Source organism: Acidovorax sp. SUPP1855, from assembly GCF_030158955.1.
Lineage (GTDB): Bacteria > Pseudomonadota > Gammaproteobacteria > Burkholderiales > Burkholderiaceae_C > Paracidovorax.
On the sequence record NZ_BQXI01000023.1, the window covers coordinates 16261 to 39663 of the forward strand.

23 protein-coding genes and 1 riboswitch are annotated in these 23403 nt (G+C 67.6%); of the genes, 6 read left to right on the forward strand and 17 right to left on the reverse strand.

The features are described from left to right. Window positions 1-50: 50 nt before the first annotated feature. A complete protein-coding gene (locus AVMA1855_RS18375) occupies window positions 51-545 on the reverse strand; it encodes an HU family DNA-binding protein (protein WP_284402479.1) in 495 nt (164 codons plus the stop codon). A 277-nt stretch (window positions 546-822) separates the two neighbouring features. On the opposite strand from AVMA1855_RS18375, the gene AVMA1855_RS18380 reads away from it, so the two are divergent. Both AVMA1855_RS18380 and AVMA1855_RS18385 read left to right on the forward strand, forming a co-directional pair. After that, window positions 823-1725, forward strand: coding sequence for a PhaM family polyhydroxyalkanoate granule multifunctional regulatory protein (locus tag AVMA1855_RS18380; protein ID WP_284426800.1), 903 nt, complete (start codon window positions 823-825; stop codon window positions 1723-1725). 73 nt (window positions 1726-1798) lie between these two features. Further along, on the forward strand, window positions 1799-3115 hold the full coding sequence (locus AVMA1855_RS18385; RefSeq protein ID WP_284426801.1) for an FIST signal transduction protein: 1317 nt from the start codon (window positions 1799-1801) through the stop codon (window positions 3113-3115). A 146-nt stretch (window positions 3116-3261) separates the two neighbouring features. Here AVMA1855_RS18385 and AVMA1855_RS18390 read toward each other — a convergent pair whose 3' ends face one another. From AVMA1855_RS18390 to AVMA1855_RS18440, 11 genes are all read right to left on the reverse strand, one after another. After that, window positions 3262-4566, reverse strand: a complete 1305-nt coding sequence (locus tag AVMA1855_RS18390; RefSeq protein WP_284426802.1) for a D-amino acid dehydrogenase — start codon at window positions 4564-4566, stop codon at window positions 3262-3264. Between the two features lie 93 nt (window positions 4567-4659). Beyond that, a riboswitch (glycine riboswitch) is annotated at window positions 4660-4770 on the reverse strand. A gap of 150 nt (window positions 4771-4920) precedes the next feature. Beyond that, window positions 4921-5940: a Bug family tripartite tricarboxylate transporter substrate binding protein gene (locus AVMA1855_RS18395; RefSeq protein ID WP_284426803.1), complete on the reverse strand. Its 1020-nt coding sequence runs from the start codon at window positions 5938-5940 to the stop codon at window positions 4921-4923. A gap of 149 nt (window positions 5941-6089) precedes the next feature. Next, window positions 6090-6512, reverse strand: a complete 423-nt coding sequence (locus tag AVMA1855_RS18400; RefSeq protein ID WP_284402473.1) for a YXWGXW repeat-containing protein — start codon at window positions 6510-6512, stop codon at window positions 6090-6092. Between the two features lie 333 nt (window positions 6513-6845). Further along, entirely contained in the window at window positions 6846-7541 is a 696-nt protein-coding gene (locus tag AVMA1855_RS18405) for a hypothetical protein (protein WP_284426804.1), read from the reverse strand. Window positions 7542-7551: 10 nt separating this feature from the next. Continuing rightward, on the reverse strand, window positions 7552-7773 hold the full coding sequence (locus AVMA1855_RS18410; RefSeq protein WP_284426805.1) for a hypothetical protein: 222 nt from the start codon (window positions 7771-7773) through the stop codon (window positions 7552-7554). A 1-nt stretch (window position 7774) separates the two neighbouring features. Continuing rightward, complete coding sequence (locus AVMA1855_RS18415) at window positions 7775-7978, reverse strand: Ras family protein (protein ID WP_284407179.1); 204 nt, start codon at window positions 7976-7978, stop codon at window positions 7775-7777. Continuing rightward, on the reverse strand, window positions 7975-8316 hold the full coding sequence (locus AVMA1855_RS18420) for a hypothetical protein (protein WP_284414583.1): 342 nt from the start codon (window positions 8314-8316) through the stop codon (window positions 7975-7977). The genes AVMA1855_RS18415 and AVMA1855_RS18420 overlap by 4 nt, the downstream gene beginning before the upstream one ends. Further along, window positions 8313-8690 (reverse strand): hypothetical protein, encoded by a 378-nt coding sequence (locus AVMA1855_RS18425; RefSeq protein WP_284426806.1) that lies wholly within the window; start codon window positions 8688-8690, stop codon window positions 8313-8315. The genes AVMA1855_RS18420 and AVMA1855_RS18425 overlap by 4 nt, the downstream gene beginning before the upstream one ends. Before the next feature lie 72 nt (window positions 8691-8762). Further along, window positions 8763-9266, reverse strand: a complete 504-nt coding sequence (locus AVMA1855_RS18430) for a hypothetical protein (RefSeq protein WP_284426807.1) — start codon at window positions 9264-9266, stop codon at window positions 8763-8765. 35 nt (window positions 9267-9301) lie between these two features. After that, window positions 9302-9619, reverse strand: coding sequence for a R body protein (locus AVMA1855_RS18435; protein ID WP_272566815.1), 318 nt, complete (start codon window positions 9617-9619; stop codon window positions 9302-9304). 122 nt (window positions 9620-9741) lie between these two features. Further along, entirely contained in the window at window positions 9742-10062 is a 321-nt protein-coding gene (locus tag AVMA1855_RS18440; RefSeq protein ID WP_284426808.1) for an FAD-binding monooxygenase, read from the reverse strand. A 387-nt stretch (window positions 10063-10449) separates the two neighbouring features. Between AVMA1855_RS18440 and AVMA1855_RS18445 the strand changes: the two genes are divergently transcribed. Then, window positions 10450-11202 (forward strand): hypothetical protein, encoded by a 753-nt coding sequence (locus AVMA1855_RS18445; RefSeq protein WP_284414589.1) that lies wholly within the window; start codon window positions 10450-10452, stop codon window positions 11200-11202. A gap of 91 nt (window positions 11203-11293) precedes the next feature. Here AVMA1855_RS18445 and AVMA1855_RS18450 read toward each other — a convergent pair whose 3' ends face one another. Beyond that, window positions 11294-12025, reverse strand: coding sequence for a helix-turn-helix domain-containing protein (locus tag AVMA1855_RS18450; protein ID WP_284402471.1), 732 nt, complete (start codon window positions 12023-12025; stop codon window positions 11294-11296). A gap of 154 nt (window positions 12026-12179) precedes the next feature. On the opposite strand from AVMA1855_RS18450, the gene AVMA1855_RS18455 reads away from it, so the two are divergent. Both AVMA1855_RS18455 and AVMA1855_RS18460 read left to right on the forward strand, forming a co-directional pair. Next, window positions 12180-13151, forward strand: coding sequence for a hypothetical protein (locus AVMA1855_RS18455; protein WP_284426809.1), 972 nt, complete (start codon window positions 12180-12182; stop codon window positions 13149-13151). A gap of 26 nt (window positions 13152-13177) precedes the next feature. Beyond that, window positions 13178-15121 carry an MFS transporter gene (locus AVMA1855_RS18460; protein ID WP_284426810.1) on the forward strand — a complete coding sequence of 648 codons (1944 nt, stop codon included), beginning with the start codon at window positions 13178-13180 and terminating at the stop codon, window positions 15119-15121. A 48-nt stretch (window positions 15122-15169) separates the two neighbouring features. Here AVMA1855_RS18460 and mdeB read toward each other — a convergent pair whose 3' ends face one another. Beyond that, on the reverse strand, window positions 15170-17866 hold the full coding sequence (gene mdeB / locus AVMA1855_RS18465) for an alpha-ketoglutarate dehydrogenase (RefSeq protein ID WP_284426811.1): 2697 nt from the start codon (window positions 17864-17866) through the stop codon (window positions 15170-15172). A gap of 23 nt (window positions 17867-17889) precedes the next feature. Further along, window positions 17890-18906 carry a 1-aminocyclopropane-1-carboxylate deaminase gene (locus AVMA1855_RS18470; protein ID WP_272566827.1) on the reverse strand — a complete coding sequence of 339 codons (1017 nt, stop codon included), beginning with the start codon at window positions 18904-18906 and terminating at the stop codon, window positions 17890-17892. Between the two features lie 218 nt (window positions 18907-19124). Between AVMA1855_RS18470 and AVMA1855_RS18475 the strand changes: the two genes are divergently transcribed. Continuing rightward, on the forward strand, window positions 19125-19646 hold the full coding sequence (locus AVMA1855_RS18475; protein WP_284426812.1) for an Lrp/AsnC family transcriptional regulator: 522 nt from the start codon (window positions 19125-19127) through the stop codon (window positions 19644-19646). 158 nt (window positions 19647-19804) lie between these two features. Here the strand turns inward: AVMA1855_RS18475 and AVMA1855_RS18480 are convergent, their stop codons facing one another. Beyond that, window positions 19805-21418, reverse strand: a complete 1614-nt coding sequence (locus AVMA1855_RS18480) for a surface layer protein NpdA (protein ID WP_284426813.1) — start codon at window positions 21416-21418, stop codon at window positions 19805-19807. A 288-nt stretch (window positions 21419-21706) separates the two neighbouring features. Continuing rightward, complete coding sequence (locus AVMA1855_RS18485; RefSeq protein WP_284426814.1) at window positions 21707-23299, reverse strand: surface layer protein NpdA; 1593 nt, start codon at window positions 23297-23299, stop codon at window positions 21707-21709. Window positions 23300-23403 lie beyond the last annotated feature (104 nt).

The following is a 23403-nucleotide window of genomic DNA, read 5'->3' on the forward strand; positions in this document are numbered from 1 at the left end:
TTTTGTTGGGCTGGCGGTGCCGCCAAGGCACCGCGGAGGGCACCGGTCGATCAGACCGTGGCGTCCTTGAGCTTCTTCAGCGCGCGGGTCTTGATCTTGACCGATGCGGGCTTGGCGGGGAACCAGCGCTCGGCACCCGTGAACGGGTCCTTGCCGAAGCGCTTCTTCTTGGCAGGCACTTGCTGCAGGCCGATCTTCATCAGGCCGGGCAGCGTGAATTCGCCGGAGCCCTTCTTGTGCACCGAAGCCAGGATGGCCGATTCCAGTGCTGCGAGCACGGCCTTGGCGGCCTTGGGCTCGACGCCGGCCTGCTGTGCCAGGTGGGCGATCAGCGAGGTCTTCGTGAACACTTCCTTCAGCGGCTTGAGCGCGGCAGGAGCGGCCTTGGCGGCGACGGGGGCCTTGGCCTTGGGGGCTGCGACCTTCTTCACGGGAGCGGCCTTCTTGGCCGGTGCTGCGACCTTCTTGGCCACGGGGGCTGCAGCCTTCTTGGCTGCGGGAGCGGCCTTCTTTGCAGGCGCGGTGGTTTTCTTTGCAGTTGCCATGGTGTTGGTATTTCTCGGAAAAAGTGGTGAACATTCCAGCATGCTGGTCGCCGGATTCTAGGGGGTTTGCATCGGCGGGCGCGGGCCGCACGCGGATTGCACGCTGCAAGCGGCATGGATGCTGGGTTCGAAGGCCCCGAGGCGCGCGCAGAAAGCGGTGCCGGCGAGGTGCCCTGGCGATGCCGGGCGATGCCCGCGGCGTTGGCCCCGCGGGGCAATCGCGTTAAGCTGTCCCATCCCCCACCGGCGCCATGCAGCGCATCGCAAAGGAATGGCCATGAGCGACACATCTCCCTTCGGTTTCGGCAGGTTCGTGCCGGGCTTCGACTTCCTCCAGAACCTGGCCAAAGGCGCGCCGGGCGGCGTGCCGCAGATGCCCAGCCTGTCGAGCTGGGTGGCCCCGACGATCAGCGTGGAAGAGCTGGAAAAACGCATCGATGAATTGAAGGCCGTGCAGTTCTGGCTGGAGCAAAATTCGCGCGCCTTGAGCGCCACGGTGCAGGCGCTGGAGGTGCAGAAGATGACCCTCGCCACGCTCAAGGGCATGAACGTGGCGATGGGCGATCTGGCCGGTGCCTTCGCGCCCAAACCATCGCCCGCGGCACCCGCCCCCGAGCCCGCACGTGCCAGCCCCGCCCCCTACCGCGAGCCCCAGCGCGAGCCACCGGCCGAGCCGCCCGCTTCCGAGCCCGAGACCGAAGAAGACGCCGCCAGCGACCCCGCGGCCACGGGAGCCGCGTCCACCGCGCTGCCCGGCGTCGTGGACCCGATGCAGTGGTGGGGCGCGCTGACCAGCCAGTTCCAGCAGATCGCAGCCCAGGCGATGGGCGATGCGTCGCACCAGGCCGCGGTGGAGGCCACGCGCGGTGCGGCGGCCGAGGCCTTCAAGACCGCCACCGACATGGCCACGCAACTGGCCGCCCAGGGGCTGCAGGGCGTGCAGGAGGCTACGCGCATGGCCCAGGCGCCGCAGGATGCCAAGGCGCCAACCGCCCGCAGCCGCAAGCCGGCCGCGGCCCCTGCCTCAGCCCGCACCCCAGCCCCGCGCACCCGGCCGGCCGCTGCGCCGAAAAAGGCCGCTGCCAGGAAGCCCGTGGGGGCTCCCCCTTCTGCGGCGCGGCGCGCTGCCGCGCCGGCCGCGGCCAAGTCCGCCGCACCGCGCAAGCGGACGGGCCCGTGACCGCATCTCCCTGCACTTTCTTTTCCGACATGGCCGCCCGCGCAGCGGGCCGCCGCGACCTTTGCCTCCGACCATGAAACTCTTTCCCAACGGCCACGCCACCCATCCCCAGTGGCGCATGGCGGCCGCGCTGGTGCTGGCGCAACTGCGCGCGCAGATGGCGCTGCCGCAGTACGCCAGCGCGCCCACCCTGGGGGTGCTCTACATCACCGATCACTATGCGGACGAGGCGCAGGCCCTGCTCGACTTCGTGTCGGCCGAACTGCCTGAGGTGACCGACTGGAGCGGCACCGTGGGCGTGGGCGTGGCGGCCAACAACGCCGAATACTTTGACGAGCCGGCACTGTCCGTCATGCTGCTGGACCTGCGGTCCGACCAGTACCGCGTGTTCTCCGGCGTGGCGCCGCTGGCGCGCAATGCGGCCAGCGGGTTCGTTGCGCACACGGCGCTCGTGCACGCGGACGGCCGCACGCCCGACCTGGCCGAGCTGATCGATGAAATGGCCGACCGCACGGCCACCGGGTACCTGTTCGGCGGCTTGTCGGCCAGCCGCAACGCGAGCGTGCAGTTCGCCGTGGGCGGCAACGGCAACATCGCGGGGCAGGGCGGCGCGCGCGGCGTGTTCGACGGCGGACTGTCGGGCGTGGCCTTCAGCGAGGGCGTGAGCCTGCTGTCGCGCGTCACGCAGGGTTGCCAGCCCGTGGGGCCGCTTTGCACCATCACCGAGGCGCAGGACAACGTGGTGCTGGCGCTCGACGGCCAGCCGGCGCTGGATGCGCTGCTGGACACGCTGCACATCTCGCTGGACGGCGACCCGCAGCCCGCGCTGCGCGAAGTGCGGGCCACGCTCGCGGGCCTGGTGGATGCCGGCGTGCAGCCGCTCGGCCGGGCCGGGCATTTCGGCACGGACACCCGGGTGCGCCACATCGTGGGGCTCGACGCCACGCGCCGGGGCGTGGCCCTGGCCGACCAGGTGGAAGAGGGCATGCGCCTGGCGTTCTGCCAGCGTAACGTGGCGGCGGCCCGCGCCGACCTGATGCGCATCTGCGCCGAGATCCGCGAGGAGCTCACGCCCGAGGAGGCCGAGACCCTGCCCGCACCGTCGGCCGACAGCGAGCGCCGTGCGCTGGCGCAGGCCCTGGGCGGCGGTGCCGACGGGGCCACGCGAGCGCCGGTGCAGCGGCACATCGTGGGCGCGATCTACGTGAGTTGCTCCGGCCGCGGCGGCCCGCATTTCGGCGGGCCCAGCGCGGAGCTGCAGATCGTGCGCCATGCGCTGGGCGACGTGCCACTGGTGGGGTTCTTCGCCGGCGGCGAGATCGCCCACCACCGGCTGTACGGCTACACCGGCGTGCTCACGGTGTTCACCAGCGAGCACGCGCCGGCCTGAGCCCGGTGACCGCGGGAGGCCCCGCGCCGGCATGCCCGCAGGCCGTGCGCCCTTTCCTGGGGTGGCCCAATGGGGTTTTAGGCCGTTTTGGCCTCACGCCCTAGAAAATCATGCGGTGACAGCTATGAAAATAATAGCAATGGACTTCAGGTCACCGGCAGGAGCGCGGGTGCGGCCGTGCGCGGCATGCCGGTGAAGGCGAAGTCCACTTCCGGCGCCAGCCCGCTCACGATGCGGGCGATGGAGCGGCCCGAGCCGCAGGCGTGCGTCCAGCCCAGCGTGCCGTGCCCTGTGTTGAGGAACAGGTTGCCGATCTTCGTCTTGCCGATCAGCGGCACATTGCTGGGCGTGGCGGGGCGCAGCCCGGTCCAGAACTGGGCGTGGCGCGTGTCGCCCGCGCCGGGAAAGAGTTCTTCCACGCGGCGCACGATGGCTTCGCAGCGCACGGGGTTCAAGTCGCGCTGGTAGCCGTTGAGTTCCGCCGTGCCGGCGATGCGCAGGCGGTCGCCGCGCTCGCTGGTGTACCGCGAGAAGACGAGCTTGAATTCATCGTCCGTCAGGCTCACCTCGTAGGCCGCCGAGGCATCGCGCACGGGCATCGTGACCGAATAGCCCTTGGCCGGGTAGATGGGCAGGCGCAGGCCCAGCGGCTCGGCCAGCAGCGGGCTGAACGAGCCCATGGCCAGCACGTAGGCATCGCCCCGCACGCGTTCGAAGCGGCCTTCCGCGTTGGTGATCTCGGCATGGTCGATGGCGCCGCCCGCCGTGCGCAGCGCCGTGATGTGGCAGCCGGTACGGAATTGCACGCCCGCCGCCTGCGCCAGCCGGGCCAGCTCGCGCGTGAAAGTGTTGGCGTCGCCCGATTCGTCCTCGGCCGTGTAGGTGGCGCCGGCCAGTTGCGGGCGGATGTGGGCGAGCGCGGGCTCCAGCCGCATGGCCTCGTCGGCGCTGACCACGCGGCGCTCGCAGCCCAGGGCGCGCATCTGCTCGGCGGGAGCGAGCGCGGCATCGAACTCCCGGGCGCTCGTGTAGAAGTGCAGGATGCCCTGTGTGCGCTGGTCGTACTGGAGGCCCGTATCGCGGCGCAGCTGCTGCAGCGTGTCGCGGCTGTAGGTGCCCAGGCGCACGATCTGCTCGATGTTGTGCCGCGTGCGGGCCGGCGTGCATTCGCGCAGGAACTGCAGGCCCCATAGCCACTGGCGCATGTCGGCGCGCAGGCGAAAGAGCAGGGGGGCGTCTTCGCGGTCCAGCCATTTCAGCACCTTGAACGGTGCGCCGGGGTTGGCCCAGGGCTCGGCATGGCTCACCGAGATCTGCCCGCCGTTGGCGAAGCTGGTTTCCGCACCGGGCACGCCCTGGCGGTCGATGACGGTGACTTCGTGGCCGAGTTGCTGCAGGAAATAGGCGGAGGTGGTGCCGAGCAGGCCGGCACCGAGAACGATCACGCGCATGATTCACAAGCCTTTTGGAAGGTTTGCGCAAGCAGATCGCCGGCGTGGTGCTATTGAATTGATAGCGTGCAGCCGACGGCGATCTGCCGTGCTGCCGCTCCCCCTGTCCTTGGTACCTGAGAGATTCACCCTGCGCCAACACGGCGAGGGGCTTGCTCCTTCGGTGCGCCATGGCATGCATGGCGGCTCTCCAGACGGCTTTGATGGTGGTGCAGTACGGGACCTGAGCGTGTATGGGAGTTTGCGCCTTCGGTGGAACGGCCCGGGGGCCGTTCGCTCTCCTGCGGGGTGCATCGTAGCAGCGAAGCCGCGCCGCGCAAACCCGGTGCGCGGCGGAGGGGGCGGGCCGTGCGGTCAGTCGATGCGGATCCGGGCGTCCTTCACCACCTGGGCCCACTTGGCGCGGTCGGTGTGGACGGTCTGGCGGAACTGCGCGGGCGTCTCTATGCGCACGGCGTTGCCCTGCGATTCGAAGCGCTCGCGCACCTCGGGCTGCTCCAGCACCTGGCGCAGGGCGGTGTTGAGTTTCTGCACCACGGCGGCGTCCGTTCCCTTGGGCGCGAAGAGGCCGAACCAGATCGAGCTGTCGAAGCCCTGCGTGCCCGGCAGGCCGCTGGAGGCGATGGTGGGCACCTCCTTGACGGCGGCCACGGGCTTGGCGGTGGTCACGCCCAGCAGGCGCACCTTGCCGGCCTTGTAGTGCGGCAGCACGGTCTGCACCTGGTTCATGATGCAGCAGGTCTCGCCGCGCACCACCGACGTGATGGCTTCGGGCCCGCCCTTGTAGGGCACGTGGACCATGTCCAGGCCCAGGCGCGCATTGAATTCGGCAAAGGCCATGTGCGTGCCGGCGCCGTTGCCGGTGGAGGCGTAGTTGTACTTGCCGGGGTGGGCCTTCACCAGCGCGACGAACTCCTGGAGCGTCTTCGCGTCGATGACGTCGGGGTTGATGGTGAGCACGTTCGATACGTCGATCAGCGGGCCCACCGGAACGAAGTCGTTCTCCACGTCGAAGGGCAGCTTGGGGTAGAGCGCGGCGTTGCTGCCGTGCGTGGCGGCGGTGCCGAAGGCCAGTGTGTAGCCGTCGGGCCGGGCGCGGGCCACGAACTCGCTGGCGATGTTGCCGGCGGCGCCCGATTTGTAGTCGATGACGATGGGCTGCCCGAGCTTCTGGCCCAGGGGCTCCTGCACCGCGCGGGCGACGACGTCGATACCCGAGCCCGCCGGAAAGCCCAGGATCAGGGTGATGGGCTGCCGGGGCCAGCCGGCCGCTTCGGCGTGGGCGGCGAAGCTGAAGGTGGTGGCCGCGACGCAGGCCAGGGCGGCGGCGATGCGGCGGGTGGCGCGGTGGGTGATGGGAAAGAGGAGCGGCATGGCAGAGGGGCGCTGAACGCGGGGTGAGAACCGATGCGTCATTGTGGGCAAGCGTTCATGCGCCGCGCGCCATATGCATATGGGCCGGGGGAGCGCCGCCGCCATGGGCTGAATGCGGCGGGCGCGGGGCCGCGCGGGCCGCGCGTGGCTCAGTACCGGTTCGGGTTGTCCGGGCGGCGGTCCTGGCGGTTGGGCACGCCGTCGCCGTCGCGGTCCCAGCCGCCGCGGCGCATCTCCCAGCGGCCGTCGTGCTGCACCCAGGCCGGCTGGCGGTAGACATAGCCGGGGCGGGCGCGGACCCAGTGGCCGGCCACCCAGACATGGCGATGGCCGCGCCATTCCCAATGGCCCGTCTCCCACACCATGCCGCGGCGCGGGGGCGGCACGGCTTCGCGGCGGGGCGGGGGCGGTGCCTGGTACTGCACCATCACGGGCCCGGGCTGCCGGTACACCGGTCCGCCAGACTGCACGATCACGGTGGCACTGGTGGCTGCCCGTGCCACGGTGGTGACGGAGCCCATCGCGGCGAGGGCCAGCGTGGCGGCGGTGAGGGCAATGGTCTTGCGGGTCATGACGATCTCCTTTGGAAAAGCGCTGTGTGTTTTTTTCAGCACCTCCATCGTGATCCGCCAACGTCAAGCCGGTGTCGCCGCGGCGCGAAGTGTTGTGACCGGGTGTTTCCGGCCGCGAGGGTCGGTGGGGCTATGCCCTGAAGGTCAAAAACTCAGCGGCCGGCAGACCGTTGCGCCATCCATATCGGCTTGCGCCTATGCGTTCCATGGGGCCGAGCGGCTCGGGTCTTGCGAGGGACTCCATCCCCGGAAACTTCGCGGTGCCGAAACCCGTGTAGTCATCCATGGATTCTCCTGACTCAACGCATGCCTTGGTTCTCCCGGTCGCAGACGTCATTGCACCTCCTTTATCAACCAATAAACCGCCTTGATCGTCTGCAGTGCGATGGTCTGGTTTTCTGCCAACACGTTCTCGAGTGGCAGGACATTCGATACCGACACGCCGGGAACGATGGTGATGGGCACGCCGTCGGTGTCGGTGGACAGCGGCAAGGGTTCTGGCACCAGGATGAAACTGCGCCGCAACAACGACACGGCCATTCCCAGCGCGAGCAATGCCACCACCGCGATCACCGCCACGATCGCCTTGATCGGCGGGATCGGGATCTTCTTGATGAGGCTGGCGATGAACGAAACGGCGATCAGGCAATCGAGGGTCAGCGGTGAATTCAGCACCCTCACCATTTGCGTCTGCACCAGTTCACCGGGCTGCTGCATGAACTGCACCGCATAAGTCTTTCCACGGACACCGACTGGAACCGCCAGACGGCGCATGGACAAGGTGTTGTCCGTGGCCTTGTAATTCACACGGCTCAGTCCGGGGGACAGTGCCACGGGCGGCGAAAGGTTCAACCAGTCGCCTGCGCTGTCAGGCAATTGGATGTCGCCTGGGTCGGCTTGAACCAGAATGAAATCGCCTGAATAGCCGTCCAGCCCCATGCCGGAGGGATATTGGCGATATGCCTGGGGAAATGCCACCACCACCACCTGTGCCGGCAAAGGCCGCCATGGGGTTTCGCGACGTGGCATGCGGGTGACCCTATTCAGGGCTGCCCGCCACCGTGGTGGCTTCGTAGGCGTTCAGTCCCCGGATGATGGCGCCGGCGCTCAGGGCCAACGATCCGAAGATGAGTGGGGAGGGATCGCTTTCCAGCACCTCGACCATCAGGGCGTAAGAGGCTTCGGCGCTGGGCAGCGCGACGGCATTGAGCGCCGCCACGGCCGACAGGGCAGCGTCCACGATGGCACCACTGGCTGCCATGTCACTGCTCCGGCGCTGGCGGCAGTTTGTACAGCTGGCGAATGTAGTCCAGCACCTTGTTGTTCTCCTCGGTGATGACCCGCATCTGTTCATCGGCGTTGCCCTCGACCCCCAGCATCGCGATGTTGGTGGCCACCTTCGTCATGGAGTCGGCGATGCTTTCGACGACCTGGCCCAGTTGTGCCAGCGATTGGGGTTGGTTCATTGCTCAGTGCCTTTGTCTTTGTGTTTCTTCGGAAGGACCGGCGTGAGGGCGGGGTCCGATTCCCAATCGTTTTTTTCAGCCGTTCGCATGACGACGGTGGAGTTGACATAGCCGATGCATTGCGAAAACGGTTGAGGGCCGAAAGCCACATCGTGGTCGTCGGTGATGGTGGTCGATGCCAGAACGGACAGCACCCCTGTCAGGCTGCTTCGGACCACGTAGTAGTTGCCGCCCTGCAATGCCGCATCGAATCCGCTTTTCAGCCGGCTCTGGATTTGCTCCATGAGCATGGTGTTGTGCAGCTCCATCGGCGTCGGCTCCCGCGTGGCCTGGTTCATGGGATGGCCGTTCGCACAGGGGCGGTGGTCTGCCGCATCGAGAAGGCGCCGAGGGCGCTCTTCAGGCCGGCAAGGGTCTGCGCCAATTCGTTGTTGGTGAGTACCGTCACCACCGACCGGGCGGTGCAAGGCCCCGGCGCCTGGATGCGTGCCACGGCCGAGGCCACGATCGTGTGGCGAAGGCGGTTCATGGCGTCCTGGCGCGCCACCTGGGCTTTGGCGCTCAGGTCGCCACTGACGACCTGGTTGGCATACGCCAGGTTCGACAGTGCCGAAGGCTGCTGCGCGGTCACCCATCCCGACAGAGCGACCGCCGACACGGCGGGGTGCCGAGGCGTGTCGTCGCCCACGCTGTTGATTTCGATGGTTCCCATATTCCCTCCGTTGAAAAGGGGTGGAGCGGCCCGCAGGCAGCCCCACCTTCGTCATCGAGCTTGTCGACGCATTCAGCCGTTCGCCTTGACCTTCACGGTGAAGTAGTTGGGCTGGAGATCGATGAGGATCTCCTCCTTGGCCACTTTTCCGGGAACAAGGATGGTGATGCCCGGTGGAACGACCAACTGCCCGGCCGGGTCCACGCGAAGACCCCTGTCCATCAGCGCCCGGAGCGTTGCTCGGCTAGCCGCACCGCTTCCGCCCGAAGGCGCCGCGAAGGCGTTCACCGCCGCCTTCAGATCGGCGATCGATTGCGCCAACTCGTTGTTGGTCAGAACATCCACCGCAGACCGGGCCTCCATGGGTCCGATGGTGCTGATGGTGTTCGTGGCCTTCGCCACCAGCGGAATACCCAGTTCGCCGATCGCCTGCTGGTTCGCCACGGCGTTCTGCTGTCCCAGGTTGTTGGTCGTGACCACATTCGCGTACGCGAGGTTGGACAGCATCGCCGGCTGCTCTGAAATGGCTTTCAGATTGCCGACGGCGACCGCACTCGTGACTTGTGCATCAATCATGTTTTGTCCTCCGTGTCAGCGCTGAGAGGCCGGGATCAACGACCGCTGAAAGCCTGCAGCGTGGCCTTCATGTCGGCGATGGTCTGCGCCAGTTCGTCGTTGGTCAGGACATCTACGGCCGAGCGGGCCTCCAGCGGGCCGATGTTGCTCACCGTGTTGGATGCCTTGGCAACGATGGAGATGCCCAGTTCGTTCATGGCCTGCTGGTTGGCCACCGCGTTCTGCTGGGACAGATTGGTATTGGCCACGGTATTGGAATAGGCCAGGTTGGACAGCATCGCGGGCTGTTCCGAGATGGCTTTCAGGTTGCCGATCGCGACAGCGCTCACTACTTCTTCGGGCAAAGTTGCCATGGTGTTTCTCCTTGAGATGGATTGCAGGTTGATAAAAAAGCGGGTTACCTACCGCACCCCGGAATTGGGAGGATGGTTCATTGCATTTGCAAGAAATGTAATGAATGGCATTCGTGAATGAATTATTGGCCCGATGCGTTGCTGGCGGTTTTTTCTTGAATGACTTTCATGAATTCTTGAATGTCTTTGAGTATTCTTTCCATGGAAGGCTCGCCTTGTTTGCCATCGCTTTTCTCGATCATGGTGACGCATTTTGCGGCGGCTGCCATCTGCACCTGATTCATGGCCTGCTGCTGGCTCAAGGCGATTTGCTGTTGCATATTCTGGTTGAATATTTGCTGTGCTAGCGCGAGATTCGCCAAAATGGCAGGCTGCTCGCCAATGGACTTTGCATTGGATATGGCGATTGCCTGAATGACATCGGCGGGGAGTGAGTCGGCCATTTATCTCTCCATAGCTGGCGGGGTTCCGTTTGCCAAATTTGGTTGGTGTGGCGCTATATTAATTCCGGCAAAGAAAAAGTGAAGTATCGATACGGTAACTCCTGTCGGCTGTTACCGTAACAGTATTCCTCTTTGAGGACGCGCAGTTTTTTTCAGATCTATTCAGAACGGCTCAGCCCGAAAAACACATTGCGGGGTGAATATGTCGGCCGCGCGTGGCAGCGCATTAAACGGGTATTGAAAAGCCGGCGATGGCGGCAACCAATGGTTTTCAAGTTATTGGAGTCGCGCCGGTCGCCTGATTGAAGTGCCAGCGTTTTTTGGGGCTTTTGGGAGGGCCACGCGTGGATGCACCATTAACCGATGAGGTACTCAGTGAGGCGTAAGATGAATGAGATCGAAGAAAATCAAATCAGGGAGGCGTGCGACGCAATATTGGAGAGCGATGCGTTTGCAAAGGCGCATCGGATGAAGCGGCTTTTCCGTTTTCTCGTGGAGCAGGCGGTCGCCGGAGAAAATCGCAATACCAACGAGCACACCATCGGGATCGAGGTTTTCGACCGCGAAGCTTCTGCCTACATGCCGGGTGAAGACCCGATCGTCAGGGTTCAGATCGGGCGACTGCGCCAAAGGCTGGACGCCTACTACGCGGCCCACAGGCCGCAGGGAGGAATCGAGATCCGCATTCCGGTGGGTAGCTACATGCCGGTGATCCACCGCCCTGCATCCCCTCTCGAAGACCCGGTGCATCCCAACCGTCTCATGGTGCAGCCGGTCCAATGCATTGCGGAGCGTGTTGACGGGCATGCTTTCGCCCGCGGGCTCTATGAGGAACTGGTGAACCAGCTCTTTCGTGCTTTTGGAGACGTGTTGGTGGCGCCCGCGTCATCGGCCGGGCCGAATGCCGGTGACCCTGGAGGGACCAGCCAGCGCGGCAGGTCGCACCATTGCGTCGAAAGCAGCCTGCGCATCGACACCGAGCGCATCCGTGCGTCCATACGGCTGGTGGATTCTTCTCTCAAACGGATCACCTGGGCTCGGCACTTCGACTGCTCGGTCCACTTCGGGATTCAACAGCAGGAGGAACTCGCGACGTCCATTTGCAGCGCTCTCAAGCCCGTTGTTTCATCCTTGAAGTGACCCGCGGCATCACTGCCTGTCTTGGCCGCCAGGCTTCGAGAGAGCTCGAAATGGCCGCTCTCGGACCACGTGGCAGGGCACGGAATGCGATTTACCTTCGCATGCTGGTGAACACGTCGAACTCCCAGCTGCGCAGTGCCAGCAGGACGGTGTAGCCCTCGCGTTCGCGCTCGGGCATGCGCTGGTCGGCCAGGTGCTGCTGCGCGAAATCGTGCGCCACGCGCTGCATGCGCTCCCAGAAGGCCGGAGCCAGGCTGCGGCTGATCGCGCCGTGCACCAGCAGCACGCCTTCGCCCGGGCCGTCGAAGCTGCCGGCGAAATAGTCGAGCAGCGCATGGTCGCGAAAGTAGTGCATCACCGGGCCATGGGGGCGCCAGCGGAAGGTCTTGGCGAGCTTGAGGCGGTAGCGGTTCAGGGGGCGCAATTCGATGATGCCGATGCGGTCGAGCTGCGCGAGGTACTTAACCCCCTCGGCCTCGCTCAGGCGGTAGGTGGTCACGATCTGCTCCAGTGTCCACTGGCTCAGCACGCAGATCGCCATGAGCATCAGCTTCTTGTCGGCCACCACCGCCGTTTCCTGCGCCTGGCTCAGTTCCTTGAGCAACGGCTGGCTGTCGGCCACGCGCCGCGCCAGATCGGCGAAATCGAGCGCCAGCGCCCGGCAGATCGCATCGATGCGCGACAGCGGCATGTCGCCCTTGGCCAGCATGCGCTTGACGCTGGACTCGGCCATCCCCAGGGCCTGGGCCAGGTCCGCATAGGTCATCTGCGCGGATTTGAGTTCCTTCTTGAGGGCGGCGACGAGGTCGGCAGTGGTGCTCATGGGTATCGATTATGGATACCCGGCGTGGCCGGCGATGGGCCTGGGCGCGTTTCGTGCGCCCTGGCATGGCGAGGGCGTAGAGACTGCGTTCCATTGCTCGTCCCTTCCCCGTCCCGTCCCCCGTTCCATCCCGCTGCCTTCCAGAGTTTCGTTTATGCCGTCGTCCACCCGTTCTTTTTTCCGCGCCTTCCTCTCGCGTCCGGCCCCGGCCGAGTGGGCCTTGTATGGCGCCCTGGCGGTGCTGGCCGCCGTGGGCGCCTGGGGCCCGCAGGTGGCGGCGGACCCGCACCAGCATGCCTTTGCCGACCAGCGCACGCTGTGGGGCATCGCGCACGCCATGGACGTGCTCACCAACCTGCCGTTCGCCCTCATGGGGTTGCTGGGCGTGCGGCGCCTGGTGCAGTGGGTGCGCAGCGGCAAGGCTGGCGGGCGCGGCGAGGGGGTGGCGCAGGCGGGCGGCACCGGCCGCACCACCACGGCGGTGATGTCGGCGATCTTCTTCTCGGGCCTGCTGCTCACGGCCGGCGCCTCGGCGCTGTACCACGCGGTGCCGCACGACATCACGCTGCTGTGGGACCGCATGGGCATGCTGGTGGCCTTCACCGGGCTGCTGGGCCTGGCGGTCGATGGGCGCATGGGTGCGCGGCCCGCCTGGGTACTGGCCTGTGTGGTGCCGCTGGCGGGCGCGTTGTCGCTGCGGGCGTGGGGCACGGCGGGGCAGGTGCTGCCCTGGGGCGTGCTGCAGGGCGGGGGCATGCTGCTGGTCGCGGCGCTGGCGATGGTGCCGGCTCGGCCCGGCCGGCCGCCCCTGTCGCTGGTGGCCGTGATCGGCTGGTATGCCCTGGCCAAGCTGCTGGAGTTGGGCGACCATGCGGTGTTCGGCTGGATGGGCGGCTGGGTGTCGGGCCACAGTCTCAAGCACGTGGCGGCGGCCCTGGCCGCATGGCCGGTGATCGCAGCGCTGGCGCCGCGCCGCGCCCCGCTGCCGGGCGCCTACTGGGCGCAGTGCGTGCGGGCGGTGCCCTGGCGCCGCCCGGCGGCGGCCGCAACGGGCCTGCGCCGGGGCACAATCGCCGCCAGCGCGGACGAGGGGGACCAGCCTGGCGCCGCGGCGCGACGCGTCTGAAGAACCATTCCACACAGGAGCACGGCATGAGCCAAGAACAGGCCCGCATGGCCGACCACCCCCGCGCGGCCGAGCCGTCGCACCCCAACCAGTTCGCCCTGCTGCGCCAGCGCCGCTTCGCACCCTTCTTCTGGACGCAGTTCGCCGGCGCGGCGAACGACAACCTGTTCAAGTTCGCCTTCACGGTGATGGTGACCTACCAGCTCAGCGTGTCGTGGATGCCGCCGTCCATGGCTGGCCTCGTGATCGGCGCGCTGTTCATCCTGCCCTTCCTGCTGTTTTCGGCCACGTCGGGGCAGCTGACGGACAAGTTCGACAAGACCCGCATGATCCGATTCGTGAAGAACCTGGAGATCGCCATCATGCTGGTGGCGGCCTGGGGGTTCCTCGCCTCCAGCGCCGCCGTGCTGCTGGCGTGCACCTTCCTCATGGGGCTGCATTCCACGCTGTTCGGGCCGGTCAAGTTCGCGTACATGCCCCAGGTGCTGAATGAGCGCGAGCTGACGGGCGGCAACGGCATGGTGGAGATGGGCACCTTCGTCGCCATCCTGCTGGGCCAGGTGGCGGGCGGGCTGCTGGTGGCGGTGCCGGACATCGGCCATGCCTGGGTGGCGGCGGCCTGCGTGCTGCTGGCGCTGGCCGGGCGCGTGGTGGCGCAGTTCATACCGAGCGTGCCGGCCACCGACCCGGGCCTGTCGATCAACTGGAACCCGGTGACCGAGACCTGGCGCAACCTGAAGCTCGCGCACGCGAGCCCCGTGGTGTTCCGCTCACTGCTGGGCATCAGCTGGATGTGGTTCTTCGGCGCGGTGTTCCTCTCGCAGTTCCCGAGCTTCGCCAAGGAGGTGCTGCACGGCGATGCGCATGTGGCCTCGCTGCTGCTGGTGGTGTTCTCGGTGGGCATCGGCGTGGGCTCGCTGCTGTGCGAGGTGCTGAGCCGCCGGCACGTGGAGATCGGCCTGGTGCCGCTGGGCGCCATCGGCATGAGCGTGTTCGCCATCGACCTGTACTTCGCCTCCCGCTCCCTGCCGCCCGCGCCCGAGATGGGGCTGGGCGCCTTCGTGGGGCAGGCCGCGCACTGGCGCGTGATGGCCGACCTGGCGCTGCTGAGCCTGTTCGCCGGCCTGTACAGCGTGCCCATGTATGCCCTGATCCAGATGCGCAGCCAGCCCACGCACCGGGCGCGCATCATCGCGGCCAACAACATCCTGAACGCGCTGTTCATGATCGGCAGCTCGCTCATCGCCGGCGCGCTGCTGGGCGCGGGCTTCTCGGTGCCGCAGATCTTCCTGTTCACGGGCATCGCCAACGCCATCGTGGCGTTCTACATCTTCCTGCTGGTGCCCGAGTACCTGCTGCGTTTCGTGGCGTGGGTGGCCTCGCGCTTCGTCTACCGCTTCAGGATCCGGGGCGACGAGCACCTGCCCACCCAGGGCGCGGCCATCCTGGTGTGCAACCATGTGAGCTTCGTGGACGCGGTGTTGCTCATGGCGGCGAGCCCGCGCCCGATCTACTTCGTGATGGACCACCGCATCTTCCGCGTGCCGGTGCTCGGCTGGCTGTTCCGCCTGGCCAAGGCCATTCCCATCGCCCCGCAAAAGGACGATCCGGCGGTCTATGCCGCAGCGTTCGAGCGCGCCGCGCAGGTGCTGCGGGAAGGGGATTTGCTGGCGATCTTTCCCGAGGGTGGCATCACACGCGACGGGCAGCTGCAGCCGTTCAAGGGCGGCATCATGAAGTTCCTCGAACGCGCCCGTGAAGAAGGCGTGGCGCCCCCGGTGATCCCGATGGCGCTGACCAACCTGTGGGGCTCGTATTTCAGCCGCATTGAGCGGGGCACCGCGATGGCGCGGCCCTTCCGACGAGGCCTGTTCAACCGGGTGGGCCTGAACGTCGGGCCGGCGGTGCCGGCCACGCTGGTGCAGCCCGATCTGCTGCGCGAACGGGTGGCGGGCCTGCTGGCCGACTGAGGGCTGTCATTGCGGAGCCCCCGCCGCGAAGGCGGGGGGCGCGCCACCTCAGGTGACGGCGAGCGAGGCCAGGCCCTGCAGCCGCCGCTGCTCGGCCGACGCCTCGTCGGTGTCGTCCTCCTCGCGGGCGCGCAGGCTGGCCTGCACGATGGCATCGGCATCCACCGCGAAGTGCGCCCGCAGGGCGGCGCGCGAGTCGCTGCGGCCGAAGCCGTCGGTGCCCAGCGTCACATAGCGCCGGCCCGGCGGCGCGAAGGCGCGCACCATCTCGGGCAATGCCACCACGTAGTCGCTCGCGGCGACGATGGGCCCGGACGTGGTCGCCAGTTGCTGCTCGAACCAGCTGCCCACCGCATCGCGCTCGCCCTGGCGCCAGCCGCGCTCGCAGGCTTGTCCCTCGCGCGCCAGTTCCACGTAGCTCGTCACGCTCCACACATCGGCCGCCACGCCGTGCTGCTGCTCCAGCCGGTCGGCGGCTTTGAGCACCTCGCCCAGGATGGCGCCGCTGCCGAAGAGCTGCACGCGGTGCGCCAGTGCCGGCGCGCCCTGCCGCAGCCGGTACATGCCGCGCACCACGCCGTCGTGCGCGTCGGCGGGCAGGCTGGGGTTGGCCACGTTCTCGTTGGTGACAGTGATGTAGAAGAATTCGTCGATCTGCGCCTCGACCATGCGGCGCATGCCGTGGTCCACGATCACGGCCAGTTCGCCCGCGAAGGCCGGGTCGTAGGCACGGCAGTTCGGAATGGTGGAGGCCATCAGGTGGCTGCTGCCGTCCTGGTGCTGCAGCCCCTCGCCGCCCAGCGTGGTGCGGCCCGAGGTGGCGCCGATGAGAAAGCCGCGCGCCCGCTGATCGGCCGCGGCCCAGATCAGGTCGCCCACGCGCTGAAAGCCGAACATGCTGTAGAAAATATAGAACGGCAGCATCGACAGCCCGTGCGTCGAATAGCTGGTGGCCGCCGCTGTCCACGAGGCCAGCGCGCCGGCCTCGGTGATGCCTTCTTCCAAAATCTGGCCGGATTTTTCTTCCCGGTACACCAGCATCGAGGCGTTGTCCTCGGGCTGGTAGAGCTGGCCGAACGGCGCATAGATGCCGACCTGACGGAACAGCCCCGCCATGCCGAAGGTGCGGGCCTCGTCGGCCACGATGGGCACGACGCGCGGCCCCAGCGCCTCGTCCTTCAGCAGGTTGCCCATCAGGCGCACGAAGGCCATGGTGGTGCTCATGGCCTTGCCGTCGGCCTCCAGCGCAAAGCCACCGGTGGCCGGCAGCGGCGGCACGGCCACTTCGGGCGCCCGGGCGCGGCGTGCGGGCAGGTAGCCGCCCAGCGCCTGGCGGCGGTCGTGCAGGTAGCGCATCTCGGCGCTGTCGTCGGCGGGCTTGCAGAAGGCGGCGGTGCGGGCCTCTTCGTCGGTCAGCGGCAGGTGGAAGCGGTCGCGGTAGGCCAGCAGTTCGTCGGCACCCAGCTTCTTGTGCTGGTGCGAGGTCATGCGGCCCTGGCCCACGCTGCCCATGCCGTAGCCCTTCATGGTCTTGGCCAGCACCACGGTGGGTTGGCCGGTGTGGCCGGCCGCGCGCGCGAAGGCGGCATGCACCTTGGCCGGGTCGTGCCCGCCGCGGCGCAGGCGGTCGATGTCGTCGTCCGACAGGTGGGCCACGAGGGCTTGCAGCTCGGGGCTCTTGCCGAAGAAGTGGCGGCGGTTGAAGGCGCCGTCGTTCGCGCTCAGGGTCTGGAACTCGCCGTCCACCGTCTGCGCGAAGGCCCGGGCCAGCGCGTGGCCGTGGTCGCGCGCCAGCAGCGCGTCCCATTCGGAACCCCACAGGCATTTCACGACGTTCCAGCCGGCGCCGGTGAACAGCGATTCCAGCTCGTCCACGATGCGGCCGTTGCCGCGCACCGGGCCGTCCAGGCGCTGCAGGTTGCAGTTGATGACGAAAATGCAGTTGTCCAGCCCCTCGCGCGCGGCGAGGGTGAGCGCGGCGATGGATTCGGGCTCGTCCATCTCGCCGTCGCCGAAGAAGCCCCAGACCTTGCGGCCCGCCGTGTCGCACAGGCCCCGGTCGGCCAGGTAGCGCATGAAGCGCGCCTGGTAGATCGCCTTGATCGGGCCGATGCCCATCGAGCCGGTGGGAAACTGCCAGAAATCCGGCATCAGGTAGGGATGGGGGTAGGAGGTCAGGCCCTGGATGCCCTTGGCCTCGGCGGCCAGTTCCTGCCGGTAGTGGCGCAGGGAGTCTTCGCTCAGCCGGCCTTCCAGGTAGGCGCGCGCATAGACGCCGGGCGCGGAGTGCGGCTGAAAATACACCAGGTCGCCGCCGTGCTGCTCGGTGCGCGCATGGAAGAAATGGTGGAAGCCCACCTCGAACAGGTCCGCCGCCGAGGCGTAGCTGGCGATGTGGCCGCCCAGCTCGCCCTGCGCGGCATTGGCCCGCACCACCATGGCCAGCGCATTCCACCGCACGATGGCCGACAGCCGCTGCTCGATCTGCGGGTCGCCCGGGTAGGGCGGCTGTTCCTCCACCCGCACGGTGTTGAGGTACGAGGTGATCCCGGCCGGGCTCCATTGCAGCCCGCGCTGGCGCGCATGGGCCAGCAACGCGTCGAGCAGCGCCGCGGCCCGCTCGCGCCCCTGGCGGGGCTCCCAGGCGGCGAGCAGGCCGTCGAGCGCATCGCACCATTCCTGGACTTCCCCGGGGTCGAGCGTATCGGGCAAGGGGGTGGCGCCGGGCCAGCCGAGTCGTGTCATGGTGCTGCGTTCTCCTGGGGGGATCAACCGTTGCGGAAAAGGAAACTGTAGGCGTTCAAGGCGGGCACGCCGCCCAGGTGGGCATACAGCACCTTGGAGCCTGCCGGAAATTCGCCGTTGCGCACCATCTCGATCATGCCGTGCATCGACTTGCCTTCATAGACCGGGTCGGTCAGCATGGCCTCCTGGCGCGCGCACAGGCGGATCGCCTCCAGCGTGCCCTCGCTCGGCAGGCCGTATTCGGGGCCGCCGTAACGCGTGTCCAGCACGATGTCGGCTTCGGTGATGTCGCGGCCCAGTTCCACCAGTTGGGCGGTGTTCTGCGCGATGCGCAGGATCTGCGCGCGGGTCTGCTCCGGCTTGGCCGATGCATCGATGCCGATCACCTTGTCGGCCCGGCCATCGGCCGCGAAGCCCACCACCATGCCGGCCTGCGTGCTGCCCGTGACCGAGCACACGACGATGTAGTCGAACTGAAAACCCAGTTCCTTTTCCTGCTGGCGCACTTCTTCGGCGAAGCCGACGAAGCCCAGCCCGCCCTTGGGGTGCTCGGAGCAGCCCGCGGGAATGGGAAATGGCTTGCCGCCGGCCTGGCGCACGTCCTCCATGGCCTGCTCCCAGCTCGGGCGGATGCCGATGTCGAAGCCCGCGGCGTCCAGCCGCACGTCGGCGCCCATGATGCGGCTCATCTCGATGTTGCCCACGCGGTCGTACACCGCGTCGGAGTAGTTCACCCAGTTCTCCTGCACCAGCACGCACTTCATGCCCAGGTGTGCGGCCACGGCGGCCACCTGGCGCGTCTGGTTGGACTGGATGCCGCCGATGGAGACCAGCGTGTCGTAGCCGCCTTCGATCGCCTCGGGAATGAGGTATTCGAGCTTGCGCGTCTTGTTGCCGCCGAAGGCCAGGCCCGAGTTGCAGTCCTCGCGCTTGGCGTACAGATCGACCTTGCCGCCCAGGTGGGCGGACAGGCGCGGCAGCGGCTGGATGGGCGTGGGGCCGAAGGTCAGCGAATGGCGGGGGAATTTCTGCAAGTTCATGGGAAGCATCCTGGCAAAGGGAAGGGCATGGGGGCGGGGCTCCGGCGCCGCGGTGGATGGCTGCTGCCGCGCAGTGGCAGGGGCAATCGACAAGGGCAGTCCGTTGCCTGGAATGGTAGGAAAATGCGGGCGCAACAGGGTTGCAAAAATGGATTGAAAATCGGCCTGAAAAAGGCCGTGAAACCTTTTTACTTCGACTTCATTGCGGGGAATCATTCATGTGCGCAACAAAATTAAGAAAGCCTGCGGTGCCGGTACCCGCCGCCGATCTCACCGGCGAACTGGACCGCACCGACAAGGCCATCCTGCGGGCCCTGCAGCGCGATGCTTCGGTCTCCAACGTGGCGCTGGCGGCCAAGGTCCACCTGAGCGCGCCTGCCTGCCTGCGGCGCGTGGAGCGCCTCAAGCGCCTGGGGCTGATCGACGGGGTGGTGGCGCTGCTCAATCCGCGCGCCGTGGGCGCGGGCATGCTGGTGATGATCGGCGTGGTGCTGGACCGCTCCACGCCCGAGTCGTTCGCCGAGTTCGAGAAGGCCGCCGCCAAGATCTCGGGCTGCATGGAATGCCACGTGGTGACGGGTGAGTTTGACTATTTTCTACTGGTGCGCACCAAGGACAGCGAGAGCTTCAACCGCCTGCATGCGGAGCAGCTGCTCTACCTGCCAGGCGTGCGGCAGGTGCGCTCGTTCATGGTGATCCGCAACGTGCTCTCGACGACCGAACTGCCCATGGCGATCTGACGCGGGGCCGGAAGGCCGGCGGCGCGCGGCAAGGCGGGAAGATCGGCCCGGGTGGTTTCGCTGCGAGCGGCGCGCCTCATCCACCACGCAGCCGCCATTGGAATGCCTGGGGCGTGACCACCGCCGGGGCGGAGGTCACGGGAGGCTGCCTCAGGGGGTCAGGGCGCCTTCACGACATGCGGAAAGGTCAGCCCATAGTTGGCCGCCACGTCGGGCGTGGCGCTGGGGTTGCTCAGCTTGGTGAACGCAGTGCCGATGAGGGGAATGCCTCTCGCGTCGGGCATCCGGAAGATGGCCCAGCCGTTGGAAAACGTTCCTTGCAGCGTCTTGCGGGCCACGGAAGAAGAAACGGCCGACCGGGTGTCCGAGAACGAAAGCACGGACAGTGCGCCGCAGCTTTCGGGTTGCGATGCCGCGTCTGAAATCACGCTTTCCGGGGTGAGGCTGCCATCGCGCGAGCCCATGCGGAAGCTCCAGCTGCCGCCCCGGCTGCACACGCCGTCGCGGACCTGGGTGTTGAGCGAATGGAAGTACTGCTCGCCGCCGCCGCTGGGCGGCACGAGAGAATAGACGCGCTGGTTCGATGGGTCCGACTGGCTGTAGTCCTTGGCCACGCTGTACCGCTTGGTGGGGGTCGCCACGACCCAGTCGGTGCGGGCGGAGATGGAGTCGTCGAGAACGTACTGGTTCTTGAACTCGCGCACGGCCAGCAGCCGGGAGAGATCGCCGGCCGTGGCCCGGGCGCTGTCTGCTGTGGCGGGCAGGTAGACCGGCGTGGAGAGGTCGGGCAGGTCGTTGTAGCGGGCCAGCACGACTGCCGCCGTCGTCGGGAATGCGGTGTTGCCCTGCGCATCCTTGTTGCGCGTGGCAAGGCCTGCGGACACCAGCAGGGGGTCGGCGGTGTAGCGCTCCGGCTGCGAGACCGCCGTGTCCGTGGGAGGGAACAGCATGTAGTTGCCGCGCGCCGGCAGGCCCGTGTTGTTGATGGCCTGGATGGCCGTGGCCGCGCCGGAGAACGTGGTGGAGCCGGGCACGTCGATGACGTACCAGGTGGCGCTGAGCTGGCCGCTGGGGGCCGCGAGGCCGCGGCTGGCGGCGACGGCTTCGCTGCTCGTGTCCTGCATCAGCGCGGCATTGAGCACGGACTCGGAGCAGGGCGCGACCTCCTTCACCTGTTGAATGGCAACGGACAGCGCCGACTGGCTGGCGCCGTTGGGGCCATAGAGGGCCGCCTGCGGCACGTCGGCCATCACGATGGCCTCGATGGCGCCCTCGCGGGTGTTGGCCGCCATCACCTCGGGGGTCCATGCGGGGTCCAGTCGGCCCGTGGAGAACGGTTGCGCCACACCCTGCGCGAGGTGCGGCAGCGTGCAGCTGCGGTCGGTGGTGGTCAGCTGCGCCAGGCCGTCGGCACCGGCCGTCACCGCGCCGGTCCACACATCGCCGGGCGACAGAAGCACGTGCACACTCAGCAGGCTGTCGCCGTTGTTGGCGCCGCGAAAGCGCACCTTCACCACCTTGCCGTTGTCGAGGTCGGTGTTCACCAGGTGCAGCACGCTCATCTGGCCGTTCTGCGCCGTGAAGTAGGGCACCAGCAGCGCATGGCCTGCCTGGCCTTCGGCCACCTTGAAGCTGATGGCATCGGTCCCGCCCAACTGCGTGCTGGAAGGCGTGGCGCCGGTGCCGGCGATCACGCCTGCGTGTGCTGCGCCGGCCATGGCCAGCGTGCCGAGCAGGGCGCTGACCGCCCCGGAAATGGTTTTGACTTTCACGGTTTCTCCTGTGATTGGGATGGCAGGTGGGAACGTCTCCGCCATCGCCCATGGGCCGCGCAAAGGCAGCCTGTCACGCGATGGGGTCGGCACGGTGGTGGTGGGGCGGGGCCAAAGGCCCGCCCTGGGTGGCTGCTGCATGCAGCAGGCCACCCGCAAATCGAAACCACCGCGCTGAGGATGGGAGCCATGCCGGGCGATGGTGCCCGGCGGCTCCGGCAAGGATCGTGAACCCGTTCCGAGCGCCGGGCCCATGGCGGCCTCAATCGGCCGCCGCCCTGCGTGCGCTCAGGGCGCTTTATACATGTGCGGCATGGTCAGGCCGTAATTGCCCGCGACGCCAGGTGTGGCATTGGGGTTGGTGAGCTTGAGCAGTGCGGCGCCGATGATGGGCCGGCCATCCGATGCATTGGTGGCGATGCTGGCCCAGCCGGACACGAAGGCGTCCGAGCGGGGCTGCGCGGTGATCGAGGCCGAGACGCCGGAGCGGCCCGCCTCCTGGAAGCCCAGCGTGGCCACCGTGCCGCAGGCCACCACGGGGCTGAGGGCGAGCTTGGTGCTGGTCTGGCGGTCGAAATAGGTCAGGTTCCACTGGCTGCACACGCTCTCGGGGCTGGTCTTGACCTGGGTGTCGTCACCCGAGAAATACTGGCTGCCGAGGTCCGAGGGCGGCACCACCGAATACACGCGGGCGACCGCTGGGGGCTGGCTGTAGTCGTAGGCCACGCTGTAGCGCTTGGTGGGCATGGACAGCACCCAATCCGTTCGGGCGGAAATGGAGGGGTCGGTGGCGTACTGGTTCATCACTTCGGTGGCTGCCAGTTGCGCCGACAGGTCCCCCGCCGTCCTGCGCGCGTTGCGTTCGCCGGCCGGCAGGTAGTAGGGCGTGGACAGGTCGGGCAGGTCGTAGTAGCGCGCCTGGATGACGGCCGCATTGGTGGGCTCGCTGGTTTCGCCGTCGATGTTCTTCACGCGGGTGGCGAAGCCGGCCGAGACCAGCAGCGGGTCGGCGGTGTAGCGCTCGGGCGCGGTGACGGTCTGCGCGGTGGGCGGAAACAGCACGTAGTTGCCCCGTGCATTGCGGCCTGCGTTGTTGACGGCGCGGATTGCGGTGGCGGCCCCCGAGAAGGTGGTGGAGTTGGGCACGTCGATGATGTACCAGGTGCCCGCCACGCCGCCCGTGGGCGTGGCCAGGCCCCGGGAAGCGGCCGTGGCCTCGGCGCTGGTGTCCTCCAGCAGCGCCCCGTTCAAGGCCGCATCGGTGCAGGGGGCCGTGCCGTTCACCGGGCGGATGGCCGTGAAGAGGGCGGAGCGCTCCTGCTGGCCCGTGCCGTACACGGCGGCGGCGGGAATGTCGGCCGCCACGATCGCCTCGATGGCGCCTTCGCGGGTGTGGTTGGCCTGCACGTTGGCAGTCCACAGGGGGTTGAGCCGTTCGGTCACGAAGGCTTGCGCCACGCCGGCCGCGAGCCGGGGCGAGGTGCAGGTCGCATCGGCGGTGGTGAGTTGCGCGATGCCGTTGGCACCGGCCGTCACCGCGCCGGTCCAGACGTCGCCGGGGGCCAGCAGCACGGTCATGTGCAGCAGGCCATCGCCGTTGTTGGCGCCGCGAAAGCGCAGCTTCACGGCCTTGCCGTTGTTCAAGTCGGTGTTGACCAGGTGCAGCACCGTCATCTGCCCGTTCTGCGCCGTGAAGTAAGGCACCACGAGGCTGTGGCCGGGACCGCTTTCGGCGATGGCATAGGTGGTGGCATCGGTGGTGCCCATCACGCTGCTGGAGGGCGTGCTCCCCGTGCCGGCGATGACGCCGGCCAGGGCGCTGGAGGCGAAGCCGGCGCTGCACAGCAGGGCGCACGCGGCCGCGATCTTCTGGATAGGCATGCGGAATCCTTCGGAGGGAGAGCCAATGATGGCGGCAGATTACCGCAATCCGCGCGGCTGTGGCACTCACCGAAGGACTGGGGGAAGCAGGGAAAGTATCGCCA